This window comes from Extibacter muris (genome assembly GCF_004345005.1).
In the GTDB taxonomy this organism is placed as follows: Bacteria; Bacillota; Clostridia; order Lachnospirales; family Lachnospiraceae; genus Extibacter; species Extibacter muris.
In genome coordinates this window covers 1-22,508 of the sequence record NZ_SMMX01000028.1, presented here as the reverse complement: position 1 = coordinate 22,508, position 22,508 = coordinate 1, and the positions used below count along the sequence as shown (strand labels likewise).

At 42.9% G+C, this 22,508-nt stretch carries 26 protein-coding genes and 2 pseudogenes; all 28 read right to left on the bottom strand.

From position 1 onward, the window contains the following. Positions 1-362 precede the first annotated feature (362 nt). Positions 363-566: a hypothetical protein gene (locus E1963_RS18435; protein WP_132281307.1), complete on the bottom strand. Its 204-nt coding sequence runs from the start codon at positions 564-566 to the stop codon at positions 363-365. Positions 567-593: 27 nt separating this feature from the next. After that, the gene (locus E1963_RS18430) at positions 594-1,511 is read right to left on the bottom strand and encodes a hypothetical protein (protein ID WP_132281304.1); all 918 of its coding nucleotides are present in this window, start codon (positions 1,509-1,511) and stop codon (positions 594-596) included. A 4-nt stretch (positions 1,512-1,515) separates the two neighbouring features. Beyond that, positions 1,516-2,376 (bottom strand): PcfB family protein, encoded by an 861-nt coding sequence (locus E1963_RS18425; protein ID WP_132281301.1) that lies wholly within the window; start codon positions 2,374-2,376, stop codon positions 1,516-1,518. Then, positions 2,360-3,790, bottom strand: coding sequence for a relaxase/mobilization nuclease domain-containing protein (locus tag E1963_RS18420; RefSeq protein ID WP_132281298.1), 1,431 nt, complete (start codon positions 3,788-3,790; stop codon positions 2,360-2,362). The genes E1963_RS18425 and E1963_RS18420 overlap by 17 nt, the downstream gene beginning before the upstream one ends. A gap of 1 nt (position 3,791) precedes the next feature. After that, on the bottom strand, positions 3,792-4,145 hold the full coding sequence (locus E1963_RS18415) for a plasmid mobilization protein (protein WP_132281295.1): 354 nt from the start codon (positions 4,143-4,145) through the stop codon (positions 3,792-3,794). Between the two features lie 341 nt (positions 4,146-4,486). After that, entirely contained in the window at positions 4,487-4,891 is a 405-nt protein-coding gene (locus E1963_RS18405; RefSeq protein ID WP_132281289.1) for a hypothetical protein, read from the bottom strand. Positions 4,892-4,907: 16 nt separating this feature from the next. Then, positions 4,908-5,102 (bottom strand): DpnD/PcfM family protein, encoded by a 195-nt coding sequence (locus tag E1963_RS18400; RefSeq protein ID WP_132281286.1) that lies wholly within the window; start codon positions 5,100-5,102, stop codon positions 4,908-4,910. Next, a complete protein-coding gene (locus E1963_RS18395) occupies positions 5,099-6,070 on the bottom strand; it encodes a DUF3991 and TOPRIM domain-containing protein (protein ID WP_132281283.1) in 972 nt (323 codons plus the stop codon). Before E1963_RS18395 ends, E1963_RS18400 begins: the two co-directional genes overlap by 4 nt. Before the next feature lie 185 nt (positions 6,071-6,255). Next, positions 6,256-7,035, bottom strand: a complete 780-nt coding sequence (locus tag E1963_RS18390) for a hypothetical protein (RefSeq protein ID WP_132281280.1) — start codon at positions 7,033-7,035, stop codon at positions 6,256-6,258. A gap of 103 nt (positions 7,036-7,138) precedes the next feature. Continuing rightward, positions 7,139-8,230, bottom strand: coding sequence for a PDDEXK nuclease domain-containing protein (locus E1963_RS18385; RefSeq protein WP_132281277.1), 1,092 nt, complete (start codon positions 8,228-8,230; stop codon positions 7,139-7,141). 160 nt (positions 8,231-8,390) lie between these two features. After that, positions 8,391-8,759, bottom strand: a complete 369-nt coding sequence (locus tag E1963_RS18380) for a DUF6664 family protein (RefSeq protein ID WP_145964203.1) — start codon at positions 8,757-8,759, stop codon at positions 8,391-8,393. 114 nt (positions 8,760-8,873) lie between these two features. After that, positions 8,874-9,788, bottom strand: a complete 915-nt coding sequence (locus E1963_RS18375; RefSeq protein ID WP_132281271.1) for a hypothetical protein — start codon at positions 9,786-9,788, stop codon at positions 8,874-8,876. Next, positions 9,740-11,671 (bottom strand): recombinase family protein, encoded by a 1,932-nt coding sequence (locus tag E1963_RS18370; protein ID WP_132281268.1) that lies wholly within the window; start codon positions 11,669-11,671, stop codon positions 9,740-9,742. The genes E1963_RS18375 and E1963_RS18370 overlap by 49 nt, the downstream gene beginning before the upstream one ends. A gap of 54 nt (positions 11,672-11,725) precedes the next feature. Further along, positions 11,726-11,917 (bottom strand): stage II sporulation protein R, encoded by a 192-nt coding sequence (locus E1963_RS18365; RefSeq protein ID WP_132281265.1) that lies wholly within the window; start codon positions 11,915-11,917, stop codon positions 11,726-11,728. A 71-nt stretch (positions 11,918-11,988) separates the two neighbouring features. Beyond that, positions 11,989-12,219 (bottom strand): YdbC family protein, encoded by a 231-nt coding sequence (locus E1963_RS18360; RefSeq protein WP_132281262.1) that lies wholly within the window; start codon positions 12,217-12,219, stop codon positions 11,989-11,991. Positions 12,220-12,285: 66 nt separating this feature from the next. After that, complete coding sequence (locus tag E1963_RS18355) at positions 12,286-13,140, bottom strand: ParB/RepB/Spo0J family partition protein (protein WP_132281259.1); 855 nt, start codon at positions 13,138-13,140, stop codon at positions 12,286-12,288. 7 nt (positions 13,141-13,147) lie between these two features. Beyond that, a complete protein-coding gene (mobV, locus tag E1963_RS18350; protein WP_132281256.1) occupies positions 13,148-14,113 on the bottom strand; it encodes a MobV family relaxase in 966 nt (321 codons plus the stop codon). 415 nt (positions 14,114-14,528) lie between these two features. After that, positions 14,529-15,524: an AAA family ATPase gene (locus E1963_RS18345; RefSeq protein ID WP_132281253.1), complete on the bottom strand. Its 996-nt coding sequence runs from the start codon at positions 15,522-15,524 to the stop codon at positions 14,529-14,531. Positions 15,525-15,672: 148 nt separating this feature from the next. Next, complete coding sequence (locus E1963_RS18340; protein ID WP_132281250.1) at positions 15,673-16,146, bottom strand: RNA polymerase sigma factor; 474 nt, start codon at positions 16,144-16,146, stop codon at positions 15,673-15,675. An 83-nt stretch (positions 16,147-16,229) separates the two neighbouring features. Continuing rightward, positions 16,230-16,655 carry an RNA polymerase sigma factor gene (locus E1963_RS18335; protein ID WP_132281247.1) on the bottom strand — a complete coding sequence of 142 codons (426 nt, stop codon included), beginning with the start codon at positions 16,653-16,655 and terminating at the stop codon, positions 16,230-16,232. A 95-nt stretch (positions 16,656-16,750) separates the two neighbouring features. Next, positions 16,751-17,263: a sigma-70 family RNA polymerase sigma factor gene (locus E1963_RS18330; protein ID WP_132281244.1), complete on the bottom strand. Its 513-nt coding sequence runs from the start codon at positions 17,261-17,263 to the stop codon at positions 16,751-16,753. A 481-nt stretch (positions 17,264-17,744) separates the two neighbouring features. After that, a complete protein-coding gene (locus E1963_RS18320; protein ID WP_132281238.1) occupies positions 17,745-17,930 on the bottom strand; it encodes a cysteine-rich KTR domain-containing protein in 186 nt (61 codons plus the stop codon). A 33-nt stretch (positions 17,931-17,963) separates the two neighbouring features. Further along, complete coding sequence (locus E1963_RS18315; RefSeq protein ID WP_132281235.1) at positions 17,964-19,208, bottom strand: ABC transporter permease subunit; 1,245 nt, start codon at positions 19,206-19,208, stop codon at positions 17,964-17,966. Between the two features lies 1 nt (position 19,209). Further along, a complete protein-coding gene (locus tag E1963_RS18310; protein ID WP_132281232.1) occupies positions 19,210-19,905 on the bottom strand; it encodes an ABC transporter ATP-binding protein in 696 nt (231 codons plus the stop codon). Then, the gene (locus tag E1963_RS18305; protein ID WP_132281229.1) at positions 19,890-20,606 is read right to left on the bottom strand and encodes a hypothetical protein; all 717 of its coding nucleotides are present in this window, start codon (positions 20,604-20,606) and stop codon (positions 19,890-19,892) included. Before E1963_RS18305 ends, E1963_RS18310 begins: the two co-directional genes overlap by 16 nt. Then, a complete protein-coding gene (locus E1963_RS18300) occupies positions 20,603-21,055 on the bottom strand; it encodes an RNA polymerase sigma factor (protein ID WP_132281226.1) in 453 nt (150 codons plus the stop codon). Before E1963_RS18300 ends, E1963_RS18305 begins: the two co-directional genes overlap by 4 nt. 192 nt (positions 21,056-21,247) lie before the next feature. Beyond that, positions 21,248-21,536: pseudogene (locus E1963_RS18295) on the bottom strand (TnpV protein). Beyond that, a pseudogene (locus E1963_RS18290) lies at positions 21,517-22,386 on the bottom strand (helicase); the annotation flags it as partial. The pseudogenes E1963_RS18290 and E1963_RS18295, both read right to left, overlap by 20 nt. Between the last annotated feature and the right edge of the window lie 122 nt (positions 22,387-22,508).

Genomic DNA, 22,508 nt, shown 5'->3' with positions numbered 1-22,508 from the left:
AATAATCATTCCATCTATTACGACTTTCTTTTTGACCGGCTGATGAGGCGGTCTTAGAGTTGTGCCATAAAATCACTTCACAAAAATTTTTCAAAAAGTGCTTGACTTTTTATTAGCAGGCTTTCCGGTAATTCCTTCTTGTGGACACATATATCCCGATTCCCATTCCGTAACAGCCTAAAAAAAGAAGGACAGTTTTTACGCTGTCCTTACAAACTTCAATCTGAAACGGGTGCTTCATTGCCCCCGGCAACTTTTCTATAATTTCCAAAAGACCACTCGAAAGATAAGGGGCAGTCAACAGGGCAAACCAGACCACCGGAAGGATTCCACACAATGACGCAATCCATGCGTTCTGCCTCTCACCGTGCCTCACGACGCCACCGCCCTTTCCGATCTGTCTTTTGCGGTTCCTCCATGCGTTCAATTACTTTCATCAGCACATCGTCCACTGCCTCGGTTTCCTGCTTTTCTTTTAGCAGTTGATTCCGTTTATCTTTCAGGGAATGGAAAATGACACCACACTCATACTTATCCAGTTCCAGTGTAATTTTTTCATCACTCACATTACTCACCTCCAGCCCTTCTTATACTCATCTTGCCTCCTCCCGATTCTGCTGTGGCTGCTGCTTTGTATTCGCATTTCGTTCCTGCCCCAATGTCCGTTCCATACGGGTAGTAATGGCTTTAAAAGATTCCTGTGCTTTTGCCAGTTCTGCCCTCACTTCCTGCGGTTCCATATTTTCAAAAAACTCAGAAGAATTGCTAAAATCAAAATGCTGCGTATCCACACCATATTTCTTACAAAGCATATAAGACGTGCTGTACGCATGGAAAGCGTCCTCATTGCGGTCATAATTCTTATTCCCATTCGCAAATCCTGCAAGGGCAAGTTCCGGTGTAACGCACTGGAAAATCTCCTGTGCGTTCATGCCTTTTCTTACATATATACAGTTTTCTTCCGGTGCAAACAATGCTCCTTTTCCTTCCGGCATTTGATCTGGCTCTGCCGCTATGATGTTTACCGGAGGATTGCTAACCAGTGCATGGATTAACTGATTATCTGTATATTCCGGCTGTTCCTGCACATAATTCCGCAGATTCGTCTGAGATGGTTCATACAGTTTCTTTGCATTGTAATACGTTCCGATTGTCCCATCCTCACGCTCATATTCCTTTCCCGGTTCCATAATCAGCACTGGATTGTCACGTTCCTGACGTTTTACATAAGCACTCTGATTTCTCCAGTAACTATAATCCCCTAATTTCTGTGCCTCCGGTCTCTGTGCCAGAATCAGAAGTGAATTGCTGGCGGTATAACGGTCAAATCTGCTCTGTACGTCCAGATACTTCTGGAACATCTGACTGTCTGTGGCAACAGCGGCTGTAATATACTCTGACAGTTCATAACAACGGTTCCGGTTATTCTTACTCTCCGCAATAAACGCTGCTGTTCGGTCATCCTGTGGTACTGCTGATACATTTAACATCGCATCAAAATTTGTATTCATCTCTCTACCTCGCTTTACTTTGTTTTCTTGATTTCTTATGGGGTGGCTGTTTGTGGTTCATTTGCTTCTGACGCTTGTTGGAAACGTTTCTTGTAGGTATCTCTTTCTTTCCCTTCTCCGCCTCCATCTTCCTGACTGCCTGCATCTCCCGAATCTCCTTTCTCACCGATGGCTTATTCGGCACAGACGGTTTATAGACATTAGAAGTACCCTCGACGGTTCTGTTTTGCGTCACGGAGATAGGCTCGGACAGACGGGATTTCTCTGTCTTTGCCAAAGAGGGGTTTTGTGGCTGTGCCTCCTCTTTCTGCACTGGCTTTCCCAACAATTCGTCCACCAGTAAATCCGCCTGAGACTTCACAGGTCGTTCCTGCTCCGGTACAGACTTCTCTTTCCCTGCACTCTTCTCGCCCTGTACTTCCTTTGTACCGGACTTTTTCTTCTCTTCTCTGGACTTCTGAATCTCCGTCTTAATCTGCGCTGCCTCTGTAACAGACGCAAACTGAAAGCGTTCCACAATCCGATTGATACGGGGGGCGTCCTCTTCCTTCACCATAATATCCACCATACCATCACTGCTCCCTCTGGGATCACGGATGGCACAGTACAAAATTCCGTACCGCTTTGCCTCTTCCACAAACTTCTTCATATCCTGTTCTTTCACAGAAAATACAGTCAGCGGTTTTCCAGAACGTACCAGTGTCTCCGGCCTAGCTCTGCCTCTGGTCTTTTTCTGTTCATTCAAAATGGCATATAAAAAGACCGCCAGTTGCTTTGCTCCCGCACCCGTAATTTTCAGTGCCGCCTCACCAACTTCCAATGACATTCTCACTACTTGGTCAGCGGCTTCACCTGATGTGTTCATGGGTAAATTCCTCCTTTCTTTCCCGATTTTCCTGCCGCACAATTTTTATCTTCTCTTTCATCAAGCCGGAACGTGCGGCAATTCCGTCACACAGCCTCACCTCCTCTCTGAGTTTCCTCATCTGCTCCGTCAGTCCGGTAATCTCTTTTTTCATCTCCGTCCGTGTTTCCTCTTCTTTCACGCTCCGTACCCGGTATCTAAGAGATTTCCTTTCCATATCCAACTGCTCCAGACGGTTCTCGCAAGTTTCTTTCCATGAAAAAAGCTGCTCTGCGGTATCAATATGATAGCGGCAAAGCAGCCTTGTTTCTTTTGTAATCTGATTCAATTTACTTAAATCTTCCCTGAGTAGGAAGTGCATTTGCCTGGTACTCGTCTGAGGTCTGTTTTTCGGCAGGATTCCTAACAGATAACAGTAATGCAGATACAATCCACGCAGACCACCGATTTTCCTTCGTGAGTTAAGTGTCCCATGTAGACGAAAAACATACACGTTTTCTTTTTTAGATGGCACTTCCGTTTTCAATATTTCTCGGTTCTGTATCAGGATTCTTCTGCGGATAGATTCAAGCGTATACTCGTCTCCAAAGTTCCGGGCAAGTTTCAGTCCTCTCTCCTTTCCCTCTGGTCGCACTGTAATATCCTTTCCGATTTTAATCGTGTAACCTTTCTCCTTCAGATAGTGAAAGAACTGACGCTCTGTTCTCGCTTTGTTGATTGCCTCATCCACATCCGCCTGCACGATTCCCCGGTAGGTTGGTCTGCCTTCCTGATTCGCTCTCCATTCTCCATAGTGCTGTGTCTTGCCCGTTTTCGGATTTTCGATAACAGACAAACCATATTCTCTGCAAAGCCTGTCCGATACCCTCCGCATATCCCGATAATCCTGATTTGTCCTGTGGTATCGCAATCCATCTGTAAAAGATACCGAATTGACCACAAAATGATTATGAAGATGATGAGCCTTGTCTAAATGGGTGGCAACCAACACCTGAAATCGGTTCCCCCATAATTCTTCTGCCAGTTTCACACCAATCTCATGTGCCATTGCCGGAATACATTCCCCCAGTGCAAAAGACTGATACCCGTGAAATGCCATAATACCCTCGTCTTTTCCATACCTCTTTTTTACCGCCAGCATTTCTGTCCGGGCAGTGGTAGGGGTACAGTTGACACCGGAAACATACTGCTCCATGACTGCCTCACTTTCTTCTGCAATTTCTCCTTTCTGATTCTGTCTGGTCTTTTCTTCATTCACTGCATAAGCAATAACATCGGACAGCCCCTGTGATTCTTCTTCCGTAATTCCCGCCTGTTGCACCACTTCTGGATTTGTAGTCTTTTCTGGATTCTCCACATAAATCACAACCTTTCCAAGCCACCCTTTCACACTCCAGATAGATGTGGTAGCCACGTCACATATTTTGCGGGATTCCCCGCCCCTCTGTTTTCTCCGGCAGAATGACCGCCTCCGTAATCTCTTTCACGGTCTTTTCAAACATGCGCATTGCCCCATCATATCTCTGCACATCTATGACGTTCAGCGTGTGTGCTTTCTGTGCAATCTGGTTCAGGTTATTCCCGATTTTATGAAGTTCTCTCATCATAGAATAATAATCTGGCGGCGGTGCGTCCCTCGGCACAACACCCGTGATCAACTGCCGCAAATATGCCTCACGGTTCAGACCGCTTTTCTTTACTTTCTTATCCAATGCCTCCGCCTCTTTGCGGTTGAGCCGGAACATGACTGGAACATTTCGTTTTCGCATTCTCATACCTCCCCATCCAATTTGTATAAACGATTGATTTGTAACATACACATCAGAACAACTCCGAAAATCATTCCTACAATCAATCCACCAATAAACTGCCACATATAAATTCACTCACCTTTCTCATAGCGGACAACCGCCATACAATTTTTATTACATACCGAACACTTTCAGTTTCGGTTAGGGGTATTAGGGGACTCCCCTAACAAGCTGCCGCAAGATTGACAGACCTTCGTCTGGCAATCCAAAGGCGTTGCTTGCTGGTATGGTGTATCTCACACACCTTGCGTAACCGCTGCGGGTGTAAAAGAACATCACCAACCGAAAAGACACACTTTTTAAGGCTGCTTTTCGCCTTGCGGATGGGTACAACTACCACACTCCTGACAATTCCAATGGCACTTTTCACAGACTTCTTCCCCACATTCACCACAGTCTAACATCGTGCAGCCGCCACAATTTTCACAGTGATATTCGCATTCTTTACACCGTTCTGAAAGGTCATCCATCATACAATCCTGCTCATTCGGGCAAAAATACTCACACTCTTCACACGCTCCCGGACAGTCTCTTTCATCTTTTTCTTCCACTACAATTCCAATCAATTCATCTCCGGTAACATCCATTTCCTTCTCGGATTGCAGCATTGTTTTTAAAGTTTCTTCAATTCGTTCCCGGTCAATAGACGCAAGAATAATTTCCTTTTTATGGATAATCTTCAACACATATTTTATTGCTTTCATACAAAATCCTCTCTTTCTATCGCTCACGACTCTTTTCTCTGACACGTTCCTTTGCGTCAAAATTTGCCCCTACAAAGTCATCTGCACCAAGAACATACTTCTCATCATTCCATCTGTCCTGTGCAATTTCTTCCGCCTCTGCCTGACTGTCTGCACGAATAGAGACGGTCTTTTGTAAGGTTTCCGTGATTGTTACATCATACGTTTTCATCTCGCTCCACCTCTTTCCTGACCTCTTTTTTCACGTTTCGTCACTTGTAACCCCAACTGGAAACAAAGAAAATCGTTGTAATCTTTCCCGACAGGTGGTGGGCAGTCTCTTGTCTGGTACACCTTTGGTAACACCGTCTGAATGGCTTTTGTTGCTAATCTCCCTGCCTTATCATTGTCGAAATGAAACACAATCGACTGCACTTCCGGATACTCTTTCAAGAAATGTACCAGCGTTGCAGGCACTTTACTGTTCTCTATCTCCTTTGCAGGCTGATAAACTCCGGCAAGAGATAACAGATGTTCTGCTCTCCAGTTCTGACCTCTCATCTTTCGCAACGTAGCATAGGATAACAGATCAATAGCAGATTCAAACAGATGAACTTCTCCACATTCTCCTTCAGCAGGAATTGAAAAAGAATAATTTTTATCACTTCCACTCGCCTCTCCGATAAAATCTGTTCCCACACCTCTCAGTGCTGCATACCGGGCTTTCCCTTCCTTATCCTTCCCTACAAAAACGACATTGTGATAGTTCGCACTCTCATATAAACGTCCGGTTTCCAAACAAAAATGAATGAGTTCCGTGTCAATTCCTCTGTTCTTCAGATAAGAAACCACATACTCTGTGTAGCGGTAGGCTTTGGGAAGTAGCAGGGTGTTCTCTGTTTTCTTTTCGGCTGGTGCAGGAGCAGGCGGCTGAAAGGCTGCCTGTCCTGCAATAAGTTCTATTGCCTCAAGAAACGGATACCCTCTCACTTTTATCAGATAATCCAGTGCTGACCGTCCGCCGATTCCCTGACTCCACCACATCCACCTTCCATTGGAAATTTTCAGACTATCGTGGGTTCTTGTCGTATAGGTATTGCCAGAAAAATGCACAAGTTCAGATGGTTCATAGTTTCTAAGGTACGTCAGCAAATCCATTCTCTTTACTTCCTGTACCACTTCCGGTGCGATATATGGCATAATTTTCACCTTCTTTCCTGCCCGTGATTTGATATTTCCGGTTGGAATTGGAATATCAGGGCATAAAAATAACCGGGAGATTTTCGTTTCTGAAAACCTTCCGGCTATGTAAAAAATACTATTTAATTTTGTGCCACTAGCAGAAAATTTTCCTTCCTAATTCTCTAAATTAAGTTCATACTTTTTTAAATCAACTCGGAGAATAGACGTGTCATGAAAATTTGAGCATGATATCCCCCGTCACTCCCTACACCTTGAATCAATTTATAATTCTTCTTTAATATATCAAACAAATTTGTCATTTCAAAACATGGATGCTTATCAAAATTCATAAGATTGTATATGAACTTATCATCTGACAATTCATATACAACCCCTTCTTCAAACGTTATTTTTCCGGTCCCAATATCCTTCATCCCCATAAGATCACTACTGAAGTCTCTTCTAACAAAATATATTTTCCACTTTCCAGAATACTCTGTCTCTAAATCATTTTTAAGAAAATCAACAAAATCAAATTCCTCATTCTTTGCTTCCGGAATCGAAAGAAACTTACCAAAGATTGATTTAATTATATAAATCTTTGTATTCTGACTAAAACCTTTTATAGCTTTTGCATCACCATCAAGCGAAAAGAACTTTAAATATGCCTCATCATATTTTCCTAAAAAAATATTGCACTTTCTGCAAAGTGTCCTTGCAGTACGACCATCCGGATATAATGACTCTGCTAATTCATTATCAAATATGTCTCCTGAGATTTGTTCAATACCTTCACCAGCAGATAGTTTATTTCCTATTCTTTCTTGCATTTCTTTAGATTGAAAAGAGTCAAACATTTTAGTGATATTAAGTGCAACAATATCTTCATTCCCAACACTCCGAGCAGGATAATGTTCTTCACTCATTTCTTTATTATCAAAAAATTGTCCACACAATCTACACTTCCATTTATCTTTTCCCATAAAGTATTTATTTCCCCTTCAAAAATTTAAAATATTTTCAACAATCTAGCTCTTATCCACTTTATCTTTCAGATGATCTCAAGTCACTATAAAGTTTCATATTTTATTCCAACTCTTCACGCAACCACTCTTGTAATTTATCCTGCAACATTTTCTTATCCGGCAAATATAATTTATACTCTTTAGCATATATATTAGCGTTATCGGGTAATGTTAATTCGACCAAAGCCTCATCACTGTCTTTACATAGCAGAATACCAACTGTCGGATTTTCTCCATCTGTTTTTACATATCTGTCATAATAATTTACATACATTTGCATTTGCCCTAAATCCTGATGTGTTAATTCATCAACTTTTAAATCAATCAATACATAACACTTGAGCAAACGATTATAAAATACCAAGTCCACAAAAAAGTTTTTCTCATGAAAAGAAAATCTTTTCTGCCTTGCTTCAAATAAAAATCCTTTTCCTAACTCTAACAGAAAATTCTGCAACTTTCCAATAATTGCACTTTCCAAATCACTTTCTTGATAGGCAGCTTTATCATCCAGTCCAAGAAATTCCAATACAAATGGTGATTTAAGTACATCCTGTGGCTCATATAAAGTAATACCTTCATTTGCTAATTCCATTACTCTATCTTTATCTCTACTCATCGCTACACGCTCAAAAAGACTGGAATTATACTGACGCTTTAAAGTTCTGACATCCCAATTTGACCGATATGCTTCTTCCTCATAAAAACTACGTTCCATATCATTTTCCATTCTCATTAACACTTGATAATGTGACCACGAAAGTTTAAATGGTAAATTTGCTGTATCAAATTGTGCAGACGCTGTCTGAACAATTGGTAGCAAAACTTTTTCATCGGTATTATTCAAATAAGAAAATTGCTCTCCTCGTTCCTTATATACTGTGTAAAATTTTCTCATTGAAGCAACATTTGTCCTCGAAAATCCTTTTCCAAATTCCTGTGTCAGAAATTCAGACAGCTCATCAAGAATCTTTTTACCGTACTTTGCTCTTATTTCTCCTTTTTGTTCTTCTTCCACAATAAATTTTCCGATTTGATAATTAGAAATCAAAGTAGTCAAATTTGCGACTGTACCTGTGATTTCTCTTGCCGCCCGAATTATAGATTTTGACTTTTCAAACAAATTATTTAATTCATTATTTTTATGATTCATATATTCCTCCCACTAATATTTCATCTATAAGATTGTGCAGACGTGTCTGCACAATTCAAAATTCCGCTTAAATGTCCTGCATGAATATTATTGTACCATATATAAAAGATGTTGCCTACTACTCAATATTTCTTTAACCTACCCTACATCTTATCTAATTTCAGTTTATTTTTATCCCTAACAATTCCATCAGTTCCCACATGTGCCGACACCCCAACAAATACATCTGCACCATTTCCATCGACATTCTATCCGTTTCCAATACCCAAAATCTTGACAATGCCTGCACCTCTGATATACTCAAATTCATCGGCTCTCTTATCTCATCATGGTCTGCAATGGTGGAAAGAAAATCATACTTGTCCAGTAATTCATGGGTTTCCTCAAGAACTCCCTTATAAAACTCAGATTCTTCTTCCAGAGTTTCATAACAGATTTGCTCCACTTCTTCAAAAATCCCTTCCATCCACCTCGGAAGTTTATAAATATCAATATCATCAATCCGCACTCTGTCCACCTCTTCTTTCACTAGAAAAGCATAACAACCTTATCCATTTTGTTCCATTGTGCGAATTTCCATTTTACAGATAGAATTTTCTTCCTCTGCTATGTAGGCGGTATCGGTTTCCCGACACCGCAATGCTCACCTTTCTAATACCTGGCTGCTCTTTTCTTTCTCTTCTACACCCTCATCTGGCTCTGCATCAAGCAGGGTACTATCTTTCTTGTCCATGTCAAGCAGAGCGTTTAATTCACCCAAACGGGCAACCTTCTCTTTCAGTTCTTCCTCCTGTTGGAATGGTTTTTCTACTTCCTGCTTTGCTGTCTCTAACTGCACCTTCGTTGTTTCCAAACGCTCTCGACAACGTAAAAGATTATCTTCAAATTTCGCAATGGCATTATCCAGACGGGTGATGTTTCCGTGAATATCTGTTCCCAACGACACTTGATGTTTCATTTTCCCTTTCAGATTGATGACGAATTCTTTTGAAAAGGTATTGTAATACAGTTCCATTGAAAGCCCACGATACGCGCCAATCAACTCCGGATCGGGAGACTTCATTTCTTTACAGGCGGTAATAATAGCTTTTCCTGCCTCCTGCTTGTCATCATAAGAGATTTCTTTTATCTGCATAACAGGAAATATCTCTCTGTCTGAAGGTGTATGCGCCTTCACTAACGCAATGTCCGCCTCATAATCAGCAATCTTCTCCGTCAGATCTTTGATTTCTCTTGGATACTGTTTTGTCACCTTATCTTCCATATCGTACTTCTGACTTAGAAAACTCTGCTTTAACAGCTGTAACTTTGACACCTGAATGTCCAAATCCATTTTTTCCTTGATATGCGGATTCCCGGTGGCAAGTGCTTTGATTTCCGCATACGACAATGCTGTCTCGTCTATATCTTCCACTGTTCTTGCCGGACTTTTGGAGGTCATAATCTGGCTGATAAACTTCTGCTTATTTTCAATCATCTGATAAAGATAAGCGTCAAATGTTCCCTCGGTTACATACCGGATAATATCAACTTTCTTATTTTTATTGCCCTGACGCACCGTTCTTCCTGCCCGCTGTTCCAAATCAGTCGGTCATTTTTTGCGGACAGTTCAATACATACCTGTCTGTTTCTCTCCCTGCTTCTGCGTTTCGTTTCTGTCCCTTGCGCCTTTCTTATCCTCTCCCTGCACTCTGGACAATACTTTGATATTCCAGAACGGGGAACATATTCAACGCCGCATACTGTACAATTCTTTGGCTTTAATGCCGTCCACCGCTTGGTGGGCGTGATATGTAATTCACCGACAAAGCCGATGAATTTATAGTAAATCTTGATTTCCTGCTGTACCGTCCCGTCTGCCATCTTCTCACGCTCCGAAACCAGTATCTTGTCTATCAGTGCATTTATAACTGTTGCGTCCAGTTCCTTTAATCCTTGGTAGTTGCGGATAAGGGAGAGGAAGTCACGGACACCCTGCGATTTTTCGTAACTGTCGTTAAGAGTTTCCGTTACCTCTTTTAATCTCGTTTCGATTTCAAGCTGTTCTTTCTGGTATTTCCCCGACATCATCTCGAAATTCCGCTCGGTGATACGCTCCATGACCTTATCCTCGTAAAGAGAGGAAAACAGCCTGTCAAGCTCCGCAAGGCGTTTGTTCAGCTTCTTCCGTTCTTTCTCTAATGCTTTCGCCCTGCTCTGGTCTGTTTCCGTGAGCCGTTTTTCTATGGCTCTGACCGCCTTTTCATCATTCACCGCCATATCTGCAAATCGGTTAATATCGGCAAGGACGGCGTTGAATAAGTCCCTCGCTTCAATGCTGTGTGCGGTACACATGATATTGCCGTACCTGCCATAATTATTGCAGGAATATTGTATGCAGTCGATGATGTCGGGGCGTTTCCTCCTGTTGGCACTCGACGCCCGCATCGCATAACCGCAGTCCGCACACTTGATAACACCCGAAAAGATATTCTCAAATCCCCCTGCGTTCTGCTCCCTCCTGCGGCTCGTCATAAGCTGCTGTACGGTGTCAAATTCTTCCTGCGTGACTATCCCCTCGTGGGTATTGGGTATCACTTCCCATTCTTCGGGCAGCTTTGAAGGGCGTTTCTTGCTTTTCATGTTGGCGGCAATCCGCTTGTAGCCTGCAAGGTTTCCCGCATATATCGGGCTTCTTAAAATGCCCCTTATGCTGTTCTCGCTCCAGATATAGCGGTTTTCCTCGTTATCCTCAAAGTGCCGCTCATAGCCTGCCGCCCCCTGCTCCGCCGCATAAGCGGCAGGGCGTAAAACGTGCTGTTTGTTGATGTGCTTGCGGATTTTGGCGATTCCGTTGCCCGCTAACGCAAGGTCGAATATCTCCCTTACCACATGGGCAACTTTATCATCAATCAATAAATGGTTGTGGTCGGCGGGGTCTTTGACATACCCATAGGGTGCATACGTCCCCATGAATTTCCCCTGTTGAAACCTTGCACGGTACGCCGATTTTATCTTGACCGACACATCGGCGGAGTACATTTCGTTTAGGATATTACGGAAAGGCGTAATGTCCATCGCCGATTTATTTAAGGTATCTACACCATCATTGACCGCTATATACCTCACATTATTTTCGGGAAAAAAGACTTCCAGATATAAGCCGCAGTCAAGGTAGTTCCTCCCCAGACGGGATAAATCTTTCGTAACCACGCAGTTTATCCGCCCGTTTTCAATGTCTTTAATCATATTCTGGAAACTCGGTCTTTGAAAATTCGTACCAGAGTACCCATCGTCAACATACGTTTTTACCAAGTGCCATCCCTGCTTTTTTACATAATCCGTGAGGATGGATTTCTGTGTGGCGATGCTCGCACTCTCGTTATCCGTGCCGTCGTCTTTAGATAAGCGGCAGTATATTCCGACTTCATAAATCTGATTCTCCATTTTTATTCCTGCCATACTGTAAAACCTCCGTATCTGTTCTATCTGTTTTCATGTTCCATTGCGTACATTCTAAGCGGATAGCCCCTCATTGTCGAAGGTGTCGCTCTCGGCAATCCTCTTGCGGATGTCCTCGGAGATAATCGGGATAAACGCTTCTGCAACGGTCTGTGTGCCAACATATTCCCGACTAATAGCCATTTGTACCTGCCCTTTTGACGCAATACGCTTTCTCTTTTGGTTTGCTTTTTTATCCTCGCCCATACTCAAATCTTCCTTTCCATGACGGGGCAGGGAAGTAAAAAATATATCCCCGCCCTGCCACTCAGACACAATCAATCCCCGCTGTTTAACTCATTCTGTAACGCTTCAAGGAGTGCCGCCGCTTCATCAGCGGTCAATGTGATTCCCTTGCCGCACTTCCCACGGTTGGGGGAAAAGCTGCGGATGTCATACTTCGGCTCTTTTCCGTTCCATGAAATGAAATTGATTTCCTTTGTATAACCGCTTTCGCTTGCCGACAATACAGCGATTTCTTTTACAATCTCATACTGGATTTCTTTCATTTCCTGTCCCCTTTCCTGTCTTTTCTTCTGTCCAGTTCCTTGTATTTACCTCCCGAAAAGAGAAGATTAGCGGCTGTCCCTGCCCCGTTTCCTCTGCAATTCACGCTCCAAAAGCCGTATGATGGTGTCTGCCATCTGCTTCGGCGTTGTGCCTTTCGGGAAGTATTTCTTTAACCTCTCCATGCCGATTTTCACGGTTTCTTTCTGGTTTCCCTTTTCCTCCGTCATAATGGAAAATATCATATCCATGTCAAGCCGCCCGCTCTGGCTCAGGCTTTTCATCCGCTGTGCCTGTGAGAGTGAGGGTGTTGCTTCCTCGCTCTCCATTGTGGCAAATAGGTTTTCCTGCTCCTCTTTCTTTAAGAAGGACAGTTCCACCGCAGGCGTGAGGGCGATTTTCCCCTCGTCCACCATCTGCAAAATCGGCGGTATCAGTTTCGTCAAGCGGATAAATCTCTGCACGGTCATCCTGCCCACGCCAAAGCCCTGCGCCACCTTATCGTCCGTCCGCAACTTCGTCACAACTTGTGACGAGGTTAAGTCCGTGCGGAAGCCCTGCCGCTTCATGGCTTCGGATTTCATCTTGTAGGCAAACGCACGCTCCGATGGCAGTATATTTTCTCTTTGGAGATTGCTGTCTACAAGGGTAATGATGGCTCGGTCACGATCTAAGGGCAGGACAAAGGCAGGCACGGTATTTATCCCTGCAAGCTCGGACGCACGGACACGCCGCTGTCCCGCAATCACTTCGTAGCCGTTCCCGTCCTCTTTCGGGCGTGTGATTATCGGCGTGACAATGCCAAATTCCTTGATGCTTTCCGCTAATTCCAACAGGGTTTCATCCTCCACTACATGGAACGGATTGTCGGGAAATGGGTACAAGTCTGCAATCTTTAACACCTTAAAATCCTGTTTTTTCATTCACTTTTTACCTTTCTCTTGATTTATTTCTGCCTGTTCTCTGCAATTCTTCTAACACTTCGGGCGGTATTTTTGAGAGTAGACGCCCCATCTGCTCGTTGGTTCTCTGCAATTCAAATATCTTCTGATTGGCTTTCTGCACCTTTAATTCCTGTTGGTATTTTTCATCACGCATACGCCCCGCATAGTCCGATTCCTGCCCGATTCTCTCTTGCAGGCTGTCGATATACGCCTGCTGTTTCCCGATTTCCTTAGAGAATTTCTCCACGTCTGGCAGCCATGCCGCAATCAGTTCCAAAGCCTTGTCACGCTTCTTCCCTGCGTTAAAGGCATTGATGTCGGAGAGGGCAGACACGATTTCTTCATACTGTTTATCCAGCCTGCCGCCCAGTTTATAGAGCCATGTCGGGATGTGTTTCCGCTTGGTTTCCATTGAAGATTGACCTCTTTCAAGCTGATTCCACCGTGATGACATCCGCTCATGGTAGGCGGTCTGCCATTCTGACAGGCTCTTTTGATTGCCTAAAATCGTTTTAGCGGACAGTTTATTGTCTGGCGTAAGCGGCACAAAGCATAAGTGCATATGGGGTGTTCTCTCGTCCATGTGGACGACAGCGGAAAGGATATTTTTCTCCCCGACACGCTCCGAAATGAAGTCGAGAGCCATCTGGAAATATGCTTTCTGTTCTTCGGGCGGCAGGCTATTCATAAATTCTGGTGAAGCCGTGATGAGCGTTTCCACCATCATCACGCTGTCTTTCCTTGTCCTGCACCCCGCTTCAGCTACCATGCGGTTAATCTCCTTTTTGTAGGTGTAGCGTGGCGGCTTTACAAGGTGGTAGTTATCTTTAGAGCGTTCCATATCAATATCTGGGTTGCTTTTGTAGGCTTCTTTCTTCCGCTCGTTGTGGCGTTCACAAGCCGCAACGCCGCCCGCTTTTCGTTTCTGGAAACGCAGGATTGCGTAGGGCATAATTCATCATCTTCCTTTCTTCGGCGGGTAATTCCTCTGGGGTGACGGTTGGTGACGGTGATGACGGTTATTTTGACATACCCCCTCACAAGAACCGTAACCGTCACCCCGACATTCTTTTATCCGAAGCCGTAAGGCGAAGGATAGCAGGGCTACGCCCTGCCTAAAGGGAGTCCAGAGGGAACGTCTGGCACACGGCTCTTTGCAGGGCAAAGTGTAGTGTGTTACACCCTGTAAACGCAGTCGGAAAAATCGGGGAGATTTTTCTGACCGCAGGGGTGGCTTTACGAGCCGAAAAGGGCGAGTAATGCCCACGCCTGCATTTTGCGTTTGCTGGGTGTTCTCCTGTAGGGCAGAACCGCCGATTTTATATCCGTTTCAGCATGACGGTGACAGTTGCAGGGGGTATCCCAATCTAACCGTCACAACCGTCATCACCGTCACCTTCCCGTCTTGCAAGCGTAATCTTCCGAACCCCTTTCCTCCTGTGGTAGCCGTAACAGATATGGTTCTCTTCCAGAAAACTGCTGCGGTATTCGTTCAGCCATTTGGTAATGATGTTCGGGGCGGTTTCTGTTTCCCCCATAGCAGCTAACAGTTCCGTGGCTGTGCCAATCCATTCTTCCTTATCCCTCATAAAATCCACTAACCGAAAAAGAACGTCTGGTATCGCTTCTTTGGCAAGCTGTTCCTGTTCCTTACGCTCCACCAGTTTCCAACTGCAATCACGGAAACGGAGCGTGTATTCCTGATAGGGCGTGTCCCTGCCTGTTATATACAGCTTGGCGGTATCGGATGCACGTTTCTCTTTTTCCAGAACAAAGGTTGCGTCCGCACTTCCAGTTAAACCAGTCGTTCCAGACACTTTGTTGAACACATCACTGTCATTCTGCTTTCGGATGTGGTGTACGACAATGACCGCCAGTGAATGCCTGTCGGCAAAGTCTTTGATAAGGGAAATGTCCCCGTAATCGCTTGCGTAGGCGTTGTCTTTGGATGCGGTGCGGACTTTCTGCAAGGTGTCAATCACAATGAGCCTGCTGTCGGGGTAGTCTTTCAGATAATCCTCAAGCTGCACAATAAGACCGTCTGACAGCTTATCGCTCGCCACCGCAAAATGAAGCCGCCCGCTTGCTTCATCCGTCAAGCGGAACAGCCTGCCCTGTATGCGGCAGAACGTGTCCTCCAAACAAAGGTAAAGCACATCGCCCTCCATTGTCGGCATATCCCATAAGGGGATTCCCTGTGACACACAAAGGCAGAGTTTCAGCATGAGCCAGCTTTTGCCTATCTTCTGTGAGCCGCAGAACAGCGTTAAGCCCGTGGGTATCAGCCCCTCCACCACAAAGGACGGCTTCTCAAGCGGCTCATAAAGGAGCGTGTCAGCGTTGACCGTCTGTAGCTTCTGCATAGGATTCCTCCTTTCGGGCAGTGGTTTTGTTTTCGTTGCGCATAGGCGTGACCTCCTTAAAAATAGATTTACTCCCACAAAAAATGAGAGTATGTAATGCCGCCAATCCCACACGAATAAAAAGCAGATTTTTTTCGGGCGGTATCAGTCACGGTTGGAGATACTTTCTCATTTCCGCCTTGACTTTCTCCTTTGCTATGGCAACGGATTTCTGTATAGCGGAAGCGGTGCAATGCTCCATAGCGGCGATTTGGTAGAAATTAAACTCATACTCGTAATAGAGTAGGAAACGCCGCCTTTGTATCTCTGGCAGGCTCTTAACCGCCTTACAGAGCGTTTCATTCCGTTCCCCCTCAATCATTTGTTCATCAAGGCTCTTAGGCACACGCAATGCCCGTCTGTAAAGGGTTTCGTCCCACACCTCGTTAAACTCCCTGTGCCGTTGATTCCATTGCTGAAGGTTTCTATTTTTCCGTTCCATCTGCCGAAATTCAATGAATAACTGTTCAGATACTTCCAGTTCATGGTGTTCCACCTGCCCGTCCTTGAAGCTGATAAAATACCTTGTGCCGCTTTCTGTGGATTCCTCCCGAAGCGTGTACGCCTTAGCCTTATATGCCATCCCGCTTTCCTCCTGCCCAAAATAAGTAGGGAGATTCCGCTCCCCACCCAGTAGCCCACAGGATGGCGGGATGTTTTAGATGCCTATAAAATTTTCCGCAGCTTCTTCCGCAGATGGTCTAACCTTGCGTAGATGGCTCCTGCCGTTAAATGCACAAGCGGTGCAATCTCCTTAGTGGAATAGCCCTGCATTTTCAGCAGGACGATTTGCAGGGTGCGCCCGTCAACGGTAATCAGCACTTGGTAGAGGTTTTCGCTTTCAATCTCATCCAGTAAATCAGCAACGGTCTTTATCTCTGCCTGCCGTTCCTTGTCTGCCATGCCCTCAAGGTATTCCCCGAAACCGCTTGCCCATCGGTAAAACCGCCTGTTGGAATTGAACTCTGCCCTGTCGTCCGTGCGTATCTGCTCAATGACCGCTTCATCCATGCCGCACTCACGCAGAACCTTTTCCTCGGCTTCTTTCCAGATGCGCCATTTCCTGTCCTCCCGTCCGTGTTTGTATGCCATGCTCCTTTTCCTCCAATCAGAATTGATTGAGAGGGCAGGGAAAAGCCCCCTCATTTTCCTAAAGGAAAAAACAAGGGGGCTGAACGCCTTAAATTTTAATTTTCCATTATCTTTCTCAGCTTCATAAGGATTTTGGCTTTGCGCTTGTTCACAACACCTTGCGTCACGCCTAACTGTAACCCGACTTCCCGCTCGGAAAGTTCTTCAAAAAAGATTGCTTGTATCAACATCTGTTCACTGTCCGACAATAAAGACAGGGCGGCTTTCAGCCTGTCCACCATAAGCGCATAAACAACAGTTTCCGTAACGTCCGCCGCTTTATCAACAATGAAGTCAATCACATTTCCCTCGCTGTCTGTAAAGCCCTCCAATGAGAGCAGGCTGTGATTTGTGTCCAGTTTTTTCAGATAACGCCACCGTTCTTTATCACGGTAGAAGTCCGTGTATTGCTCCCTCACGACTTCAAGCAGACAGCCCTGCACGGGGATAAACAGCTTGTCCATATAGCTCTGGTCAGCATTCCTACGGCGGCAAAACTCTGTGTAGGACAATTCCGCATAGCCGCCGTTTTCTTTGATATATACTTTTCTTGGTGCGTATTTCACCATAAGTACCTCCCATCTGAATTTTTGAAATGCTCAAAATCCAAATGGAGAGGTGGAGAACGGCAACGCATATCAGAAACACCCCTGCGGCGTATTCCGATAAAAAACGACAAAAGAAAAACCGCAAAGGCTCTGTGACCTTTACGGTTATGAGAAATAAATATTCTGTTGCATAGAGATTGTACTTCTACTTTCATGGTGAGAAGTACCGTTGCACTGGCAGGAATTTTTTTAACTGGTTTCCTGCCTTTCCTTGATATGCTATGTATGGATAGAATTTACTTCGTATGTACAGATAGATTACCGCCCGAAAAAAGAACATAAAAAATCTCCCCAAACTTTAAAACAGGTCTGGGGAGTGTCTGTTAAGTCTTTTCGGGCATAGCAATACCGCCCACCACACGCCGTTTTTTTATATGGTGGGCGTTCGCCTTAAAACCTTATGAAATGAAACAGAGCCAATGAACTGTGATTGCTCACTTGTTCATCGGCTCTGCGGCTGTGCGTCTGGCTCTTTGATGACAGTTATCTTCAAATTTGCTACTTCAATCAATGTTTCTTGTCTACATTTCGGACAATAAAGGGGATAGTTTCTTAAAATGGTATCTTCTCTGATTTTATCGCGGGTTTTATTTCCACATACGGGACATCGTATCCACTCTGTTGACATTTTTATCTTCCTTTCCCACAAATATACGTGCTGTTATCTTGCACCTATCTGATATTTCAAATACACTTTCTTTCCAACGAAAAATAGTATTATCGTAATAATCAAATATATAATCGGAGCAATCTGAAAGTTTATCAGATATTTTCCAAAAATAGAAACTAATCTATCATCCCACAAATTCCATTTTATTAATAAATTCGTTGGCAACAAATCATAAATCTGAGAGGGTACTCTAAATTGATAGGGTATATCAATCATCATTGTAAATATCATAATTCCAACTGGAATAGCCATAACCGCAATGCTATTCTTTAGAATTTCTGATAAAACCATAATTGTGATACTATACAATATAGATATTATCACTAATTCAATTAATAAAATCAATACAGATTCTCCAACAGTTATATTCCATGATGATAATGGAAAAGCAAGTTGCACGGCTACATTAAAACCATCAGCACCATAAATGCAAATACTGGAAATTGCTGTTATTCCAAAGCACAAAACTGCTATCACTACCCCGAATGTCATTCCTGCCAATATCTTTGCTATATATAAATCTCTTCTTCCATGCCTACTACACAAAATAATGGCATCTGTTTTTCGCAGGTGTTCTACTGAGAACACATTAGAAAGACAGATCGCAAGCACTAATAATACCATGTAATTAATGGTGTAAGCATATTCCCACAAATCACCCCAACCTTCTGTATATTCATAAGTAAAGGGAGTTTTTATCTGTGCAGCTTTTTTCTCCCAATAATCCGTTTCTTTTTCTGTAAGCATTTGGACTGTATGATTTTGAGAAATTGATTTTTCCCGCTCTGAGTACAAATCATTAGCGTCTATTTCTAATGCTGAGTTGCTATTTTCCATAATGGCTTGCACATAAGAATAAATTGGTGTATATTCTGTTATTCCTCTTTCAAGTTCATCTCCTTGTGAATCATCTGTAACGATTGCAGTTTGTATTCCAGACATGGAATTGTTACTTATAATTTTTCCGTCAGTTTCTTTCGGAAAAGAAGCCTGCATTTCCTGAAGTAAACTATCGTCAATCTTTCTCCTATTAAGATTTCTCGCATATTCTCTATTGATTTTCATTGCTTCATAGCCGCTAACATCCTTGTCCTCAAAATAATAAGTGGAACCAATTAAATCACTAAAACTCAAAAACCCACATAGCAAAACTATGATTGTACCAACAATCCAGACTAATTTTCGGTTTACAATTTTTTTTAGTTCATAGCTATATAACACACCTATTCGTTTCATCTCAATCCTCCTCGAATTGTTTTAAATAGAATTCCTCTAAATCACCTGATTTTTCTTGCCATTTTCCCTGATAAATTAACCGCCCATCTTTCATCATCAATACAGTATCTGCTATATGCTCAATATCTGAAACAATATGAGTAGAAAGAATAACGATATTTTCTTTTCCAATCTTTGCAATAATATTTCTGAAACGCACCCGTTCTTTTGGGTCAAGTCCAGCAGTCGGCTCATCTAAAATAAGAATCTGTGGATTGTTCAATAAAGCCTGTGCAATTCCAAGCCGCTGTTTCATACCTCCCGAATATTTTTTAATTTTTTTATGTGCTTCTTCTTTTAAAGATACTAATTCTAAAAGTTCATTCGCCTTGCGTTTTGCCTGTATCTTAGTAAGCCCTTTTAATGCTGCCATATAAATCAAAAAATCCATGCCTGTAAAATCTGGATAATACCCGAAATCCTGTGGCAAATATCCTAATTTTGCCCGATAAGCTTCTGATGAAACATCAACGCCATCATAAGTTACAGTTCCGCTGTCTGCTTTCAAAACTCCACAAATGATTCTCATCAATGTTGTTTTTCCTGCGCCATTCGCCCCCAACAAACCATATACCCCTTTGTGTAAATTCAGAGATATACAGTCAACTGCAATTTTATTATGATATTGTTTTGTTAATCTGTCTAAGATAAGTTCCATGCCAGTTCCTCCGTTTGTTTAATATTTTTTCTAATCTCTTTTATACACAATACAATTAAAACCATCAATGAAATGAACCAGAATGAGATATATTTCATTTGGTATATAACTGGAAAAACACATTGAGCAAAAAAATTCATTCCACTGATACCAATCGCAACACCCATACAAAGATACATAGATTCTGTTCCGTGTATTTTTCTAACTATCCATAACCCAATCGTTGTTGTCAACACATAGGGCAACACCAGATATAATCCCGTCTGGAAAATAAACATTGAATTGTAAACAGCACAAACAGGAATCAAAAAAAACAGTAGTAGTAGATGGGATAAGCCAAGTATTGCCATTCGTACAAGCAGAACACTTTTTAACGAAAAACGTGTTGTCATTTCTAGTTCAGACATTAAATAAACATCTGAACGGGCGTTTTCTATAATTACACATAACGCAACAAACGGAATTAATGCAGAAACTATCCACAAAATATCCTTTTCCAAAAAACATCCGCCGACAATGGCGATTCCAAGTACAAAACTAAAAACCCCCCATACATATTGGGGAATATACATCAACTGTGAATACAAAAAAGACATATTGCCGATTTTCAGTTGTGGGATAGTGTTTAAAAACTCTTTTTTCCTTGTCGGGGCAGGTGGTTCAAAAGCATCCTGCAATCCTTTTTTTAACTTCTTGTTCACTTAAACTCCTCCTTTCCAAGTATCTCTTGAAGCTGTTTTAATGCCTTTTTTGTTTTCCGATAAAGAAAAAATCTTGATACTTTTAAAAAATTGCAAATTTCAGATACAGGAACTTCATTCACATACCTTAAGAGTAATATTTCCTGTTCTTCTTTTGTGAGCCGCAGCAACGCCTCTTTTATAGCAATACTTGTAAGTATCTCATTCTCTTTATCTTCTGATAAAAATTCGTCCGTTAAGGGTTCTGTTTGTTTTTTGCGGTATACATCAACGCATAGATTATGAGCAATCGTATAAAGATACCTTAATTTTTGCCCCCTTTCATAATAAGCATTATCTTCCAGAAATCGAAGGAAAGTTTCTTGTGTAATGTCTTCTGCCATTTGCTGATGGTGCAGTTTAAAATAGCAATAACGATATATTTTGTCGTATTGTTCTTCTAAATCCATATGTATATTTGAAACCTCCTTTCATTTTGATTAACGTATCACACGGCTCAAATGTGCGCATTTTCTAAAAAAATTTTCACTTTCTATTGTATCTGCATTCATACTCCTGTCAATATAGTTGAAAATTGGAAGTCCAAATTAAGAAAAATGGCACACTTATTTGTAAAATAAATGTGCCGCACCAACTTTTCATTATGCATATATAACTTCTTTTTCCACAATCTCCCTCGCACAAGCCCTTATATTATTCATTCTTCCAGTCCATTCTAAGGCGTAGACGTTCCGTTATACCCTGTGCCTGTTTCATGCCCTCTATGAGCCTTTCAAAGCGTTCCTGTGCCTGCCTGTCAATATCGGCAAGATAATCGTTAAGCCTGCCACTTGTGAGAAGATTAGTGTATGTAACTTTGCGGTGCTGTTTCAGATAATCTCCTTGCCTTTCGTATTTGCCACCCATTTCCTCAAATATTGATTTTGCCATCGTCTGTTACCTCCACATTCTTTTTTACTTTGAATGTCCGCAAAATCCGTCCTACATCACGGGGACGCCACGGACAATCCAGATCATGGCTGGCAATGATTAAATCCTGCACATTCGTCCCGGCTCCCATTTTAAAAGTGCTGCCCATCAGAACACGGACAGCACCTCTTCGTACTTTGGAAAATAATTCTTTTTTTCGGACTTCGGTATTGGCGTCATGGATAAATGCAATCTCTTCCGGCGGTACGCCCCTTGCAATCAATTTATCCCTCACATCATTATAAACGCTGAAACTCTCGTCTTTCTTTGGTGTGGACAGGTCACAAAATACCAATTGCGTCAATTTATCTTCTTTATTATCATACCAGAATCGGTAGACTTCATTGACACAGGTATTGACTTTACTCTCACCTTCGTCCGGTAGCATTTCATTGACCAGCCTCTGATCTAGTGCCAGTTTTCTTCCATCATTGGTAATAAGCAGCATATTGTCCTCTGAGGCATTTACCATTCCACCTCGTACCCGTTCCGCACGTTCCCCTAAGTCTAATACCATGTCTTTCTGCATTTCACTCGGCTTGACTGTGACTACCCGATACTCAGCCTCCGGAACAGGCAGATTCAGCATATCCGCAGTCTGAATATCTGCTACCTCCCGGAACATCATCATCAGTTCCGGCAGATTATAAAACTTCGCAAACCTTGTTTTCAAGCGATACCCCGTCCCCTCCGGTGCAAGTTCAATGGCTGACACTGTCTCTCCAAACGTAGACGCCCATGCGTCAAAAAATTGCAGATTGCCTTGTACCAAAGTATCGTACTGTAAATATCTCTGCATGGTATATAGTTCATAAGGTAGGAAACGCCACGCCATACTTCCTTTCGTCAGCGGTCTTAGCGTAACCCCCTCCCGAACCGTGCTTACACCTCTCGATGTACACGGCTCTCCATTTTTCATAGTCTAAGTGATTT

Bases quoted from the DNA above. Each gene is read 5' to 3' on its own strand.
- E1963_RS18430 (WP_132281304.1), bottom strand. From the start codon at position 1,511: ATGAATACAAATTTTGATGCGATGTTAAATGTATCAGCAGTACCACAG.
- E1963_RS18425 (WP_132281301.1), bottom strand. From the start codon at position 2,376: ATGAACACATCAGGTGAAGCCGCTGACCAAGTAGTGAGAATGTCATTG.
- E1963_RS18415 (WP_132281295.1), bottom strand. From the start codon at position 4,145: ATGCGAAAACGAAATGTTCCAGTCATGTTCCGGCTCAACCGCAAAGAG.
- E1963_RS18405 (WP_132281289.1), bottom strand. From the start codon at position 4,891: ATGAAAGCAATAAAATATGTGTTGAAGATTATCCATAAAAAGGAAATT.
- E1963_RS18400 (WP_132281286.1), bottom strand. From the start codon at position 5,102: ATGAAAACGTATGATGTAACAATCACGGAAACCTTACAAAAGACCGTC.
- E1963_RS18395 (WP_132281283.1), bottom strand. From the start codon at position 6,070: ATGCCATATATCGCACCGGAAGTGGTACAGGAAGTAAAGAGAATGGAT.
- E1963_RS18390 (WP_132281280.1), bottom strand. From the start codon at position 7,035: ATGGGAAAAGATAAATGGAAGTGTAGATTGTGTGGACAATTTTTTGAT.
- E1963_RS18385 (WP_132281277.1), bottom strand. From the start codon at position 8,230: ATGAATCATAAAAATAATGAATTAAATAATTTGTTTGAAAAGTCAAAA.
- E1963_RS18370 (WP_132281268.1), bottom strand. From the start codon at position 11,671: ATGGCAGGAATAAAAATGGAGAATCAGATTTATGAAGTCGGAATATAC.
- E1963_RS18365 (WP_132281265.1), bottom strand. From the start codon at position 11,917: ATGGGCGAGGATAAAAAAGCAAACCAAAAGAGAAAGCGTATTGCGTCA.
- E1963_RS18360 (WP_132281262.1), bottom strand. From the start codon at position 12,219: ATGAAAGAAATCCAGTATGAGATTGTAAAAGAAATCGCTGTATTGTCG.
- E1963_RS18355 (WP_132281259.1), bottom strand. From the start codon at position 13,140: ATGAAAAAACAGGATTTTAAGGTGTTAAAGATTGCAGACTTGTACCCA.
- mobV (WP_132281256.1), bottom strand. From the start codon at position 14,113: ATGCCCTACGCAATCCTGCGTTTCCAGAAACGAAAAGCGGGCGGCGTT.
- E1963_RS18345 (WP_132281253.1), bottom strand. From the start codon at position 15,524: ATGCAGAAGCTACAGACGGTCAACGCTGACACGCTCCTTTATGAGCCG.
- E1963_RS18340 (WP_132281250.1), bottom strand. From the start codon at position 16,146: ATGGCATATAAGGCTAAGGCGTACACGCTTCGGGAGGAATCCACAGAA.
- E1963_RS18335 (WP_132281247.1), bottom strand. From the start codon at position 16,655: ATGGCATACAAACACGGACGGGAGGACAGGAAATGGCGCATCTGGAAA.
- E1963_RS18330 (WP_132281244.1), bottom strand. From the start codon at position 17,263: ATGGTGAAATACGCACCAAGAAAAGTATATATCAAAGAAAACGGCGGC.
- E1963_RS18320 (WP_132281238.1), bottom strand. From the start codon at position 17,930: ATGTCAACAGAGTGGATACGATGTCCCGTATGTGGAAATAAAACCCGC.
- E1963_RS18315 (WP_132281235.1), bottom strand. From the start codon at position 19,208: ATGAAACGAATAGGTGTGTTATATAGCTATGAACTAAAAAAAATTGTA.
- E1963_RS18310 (WP_132281232.1), bottom strand. From the start codon at position 19,905: ATGGAACTTATCTTAGACAGATTAACAAAACAATATCATAATAAAATT.
- E1963_RS18300 (WP_132281226.1), bottom strand. From the start codon at position 21,055: ATGGATTTAGAAGAACAATACGACAAAATATATCGTTATTGCTATTTT.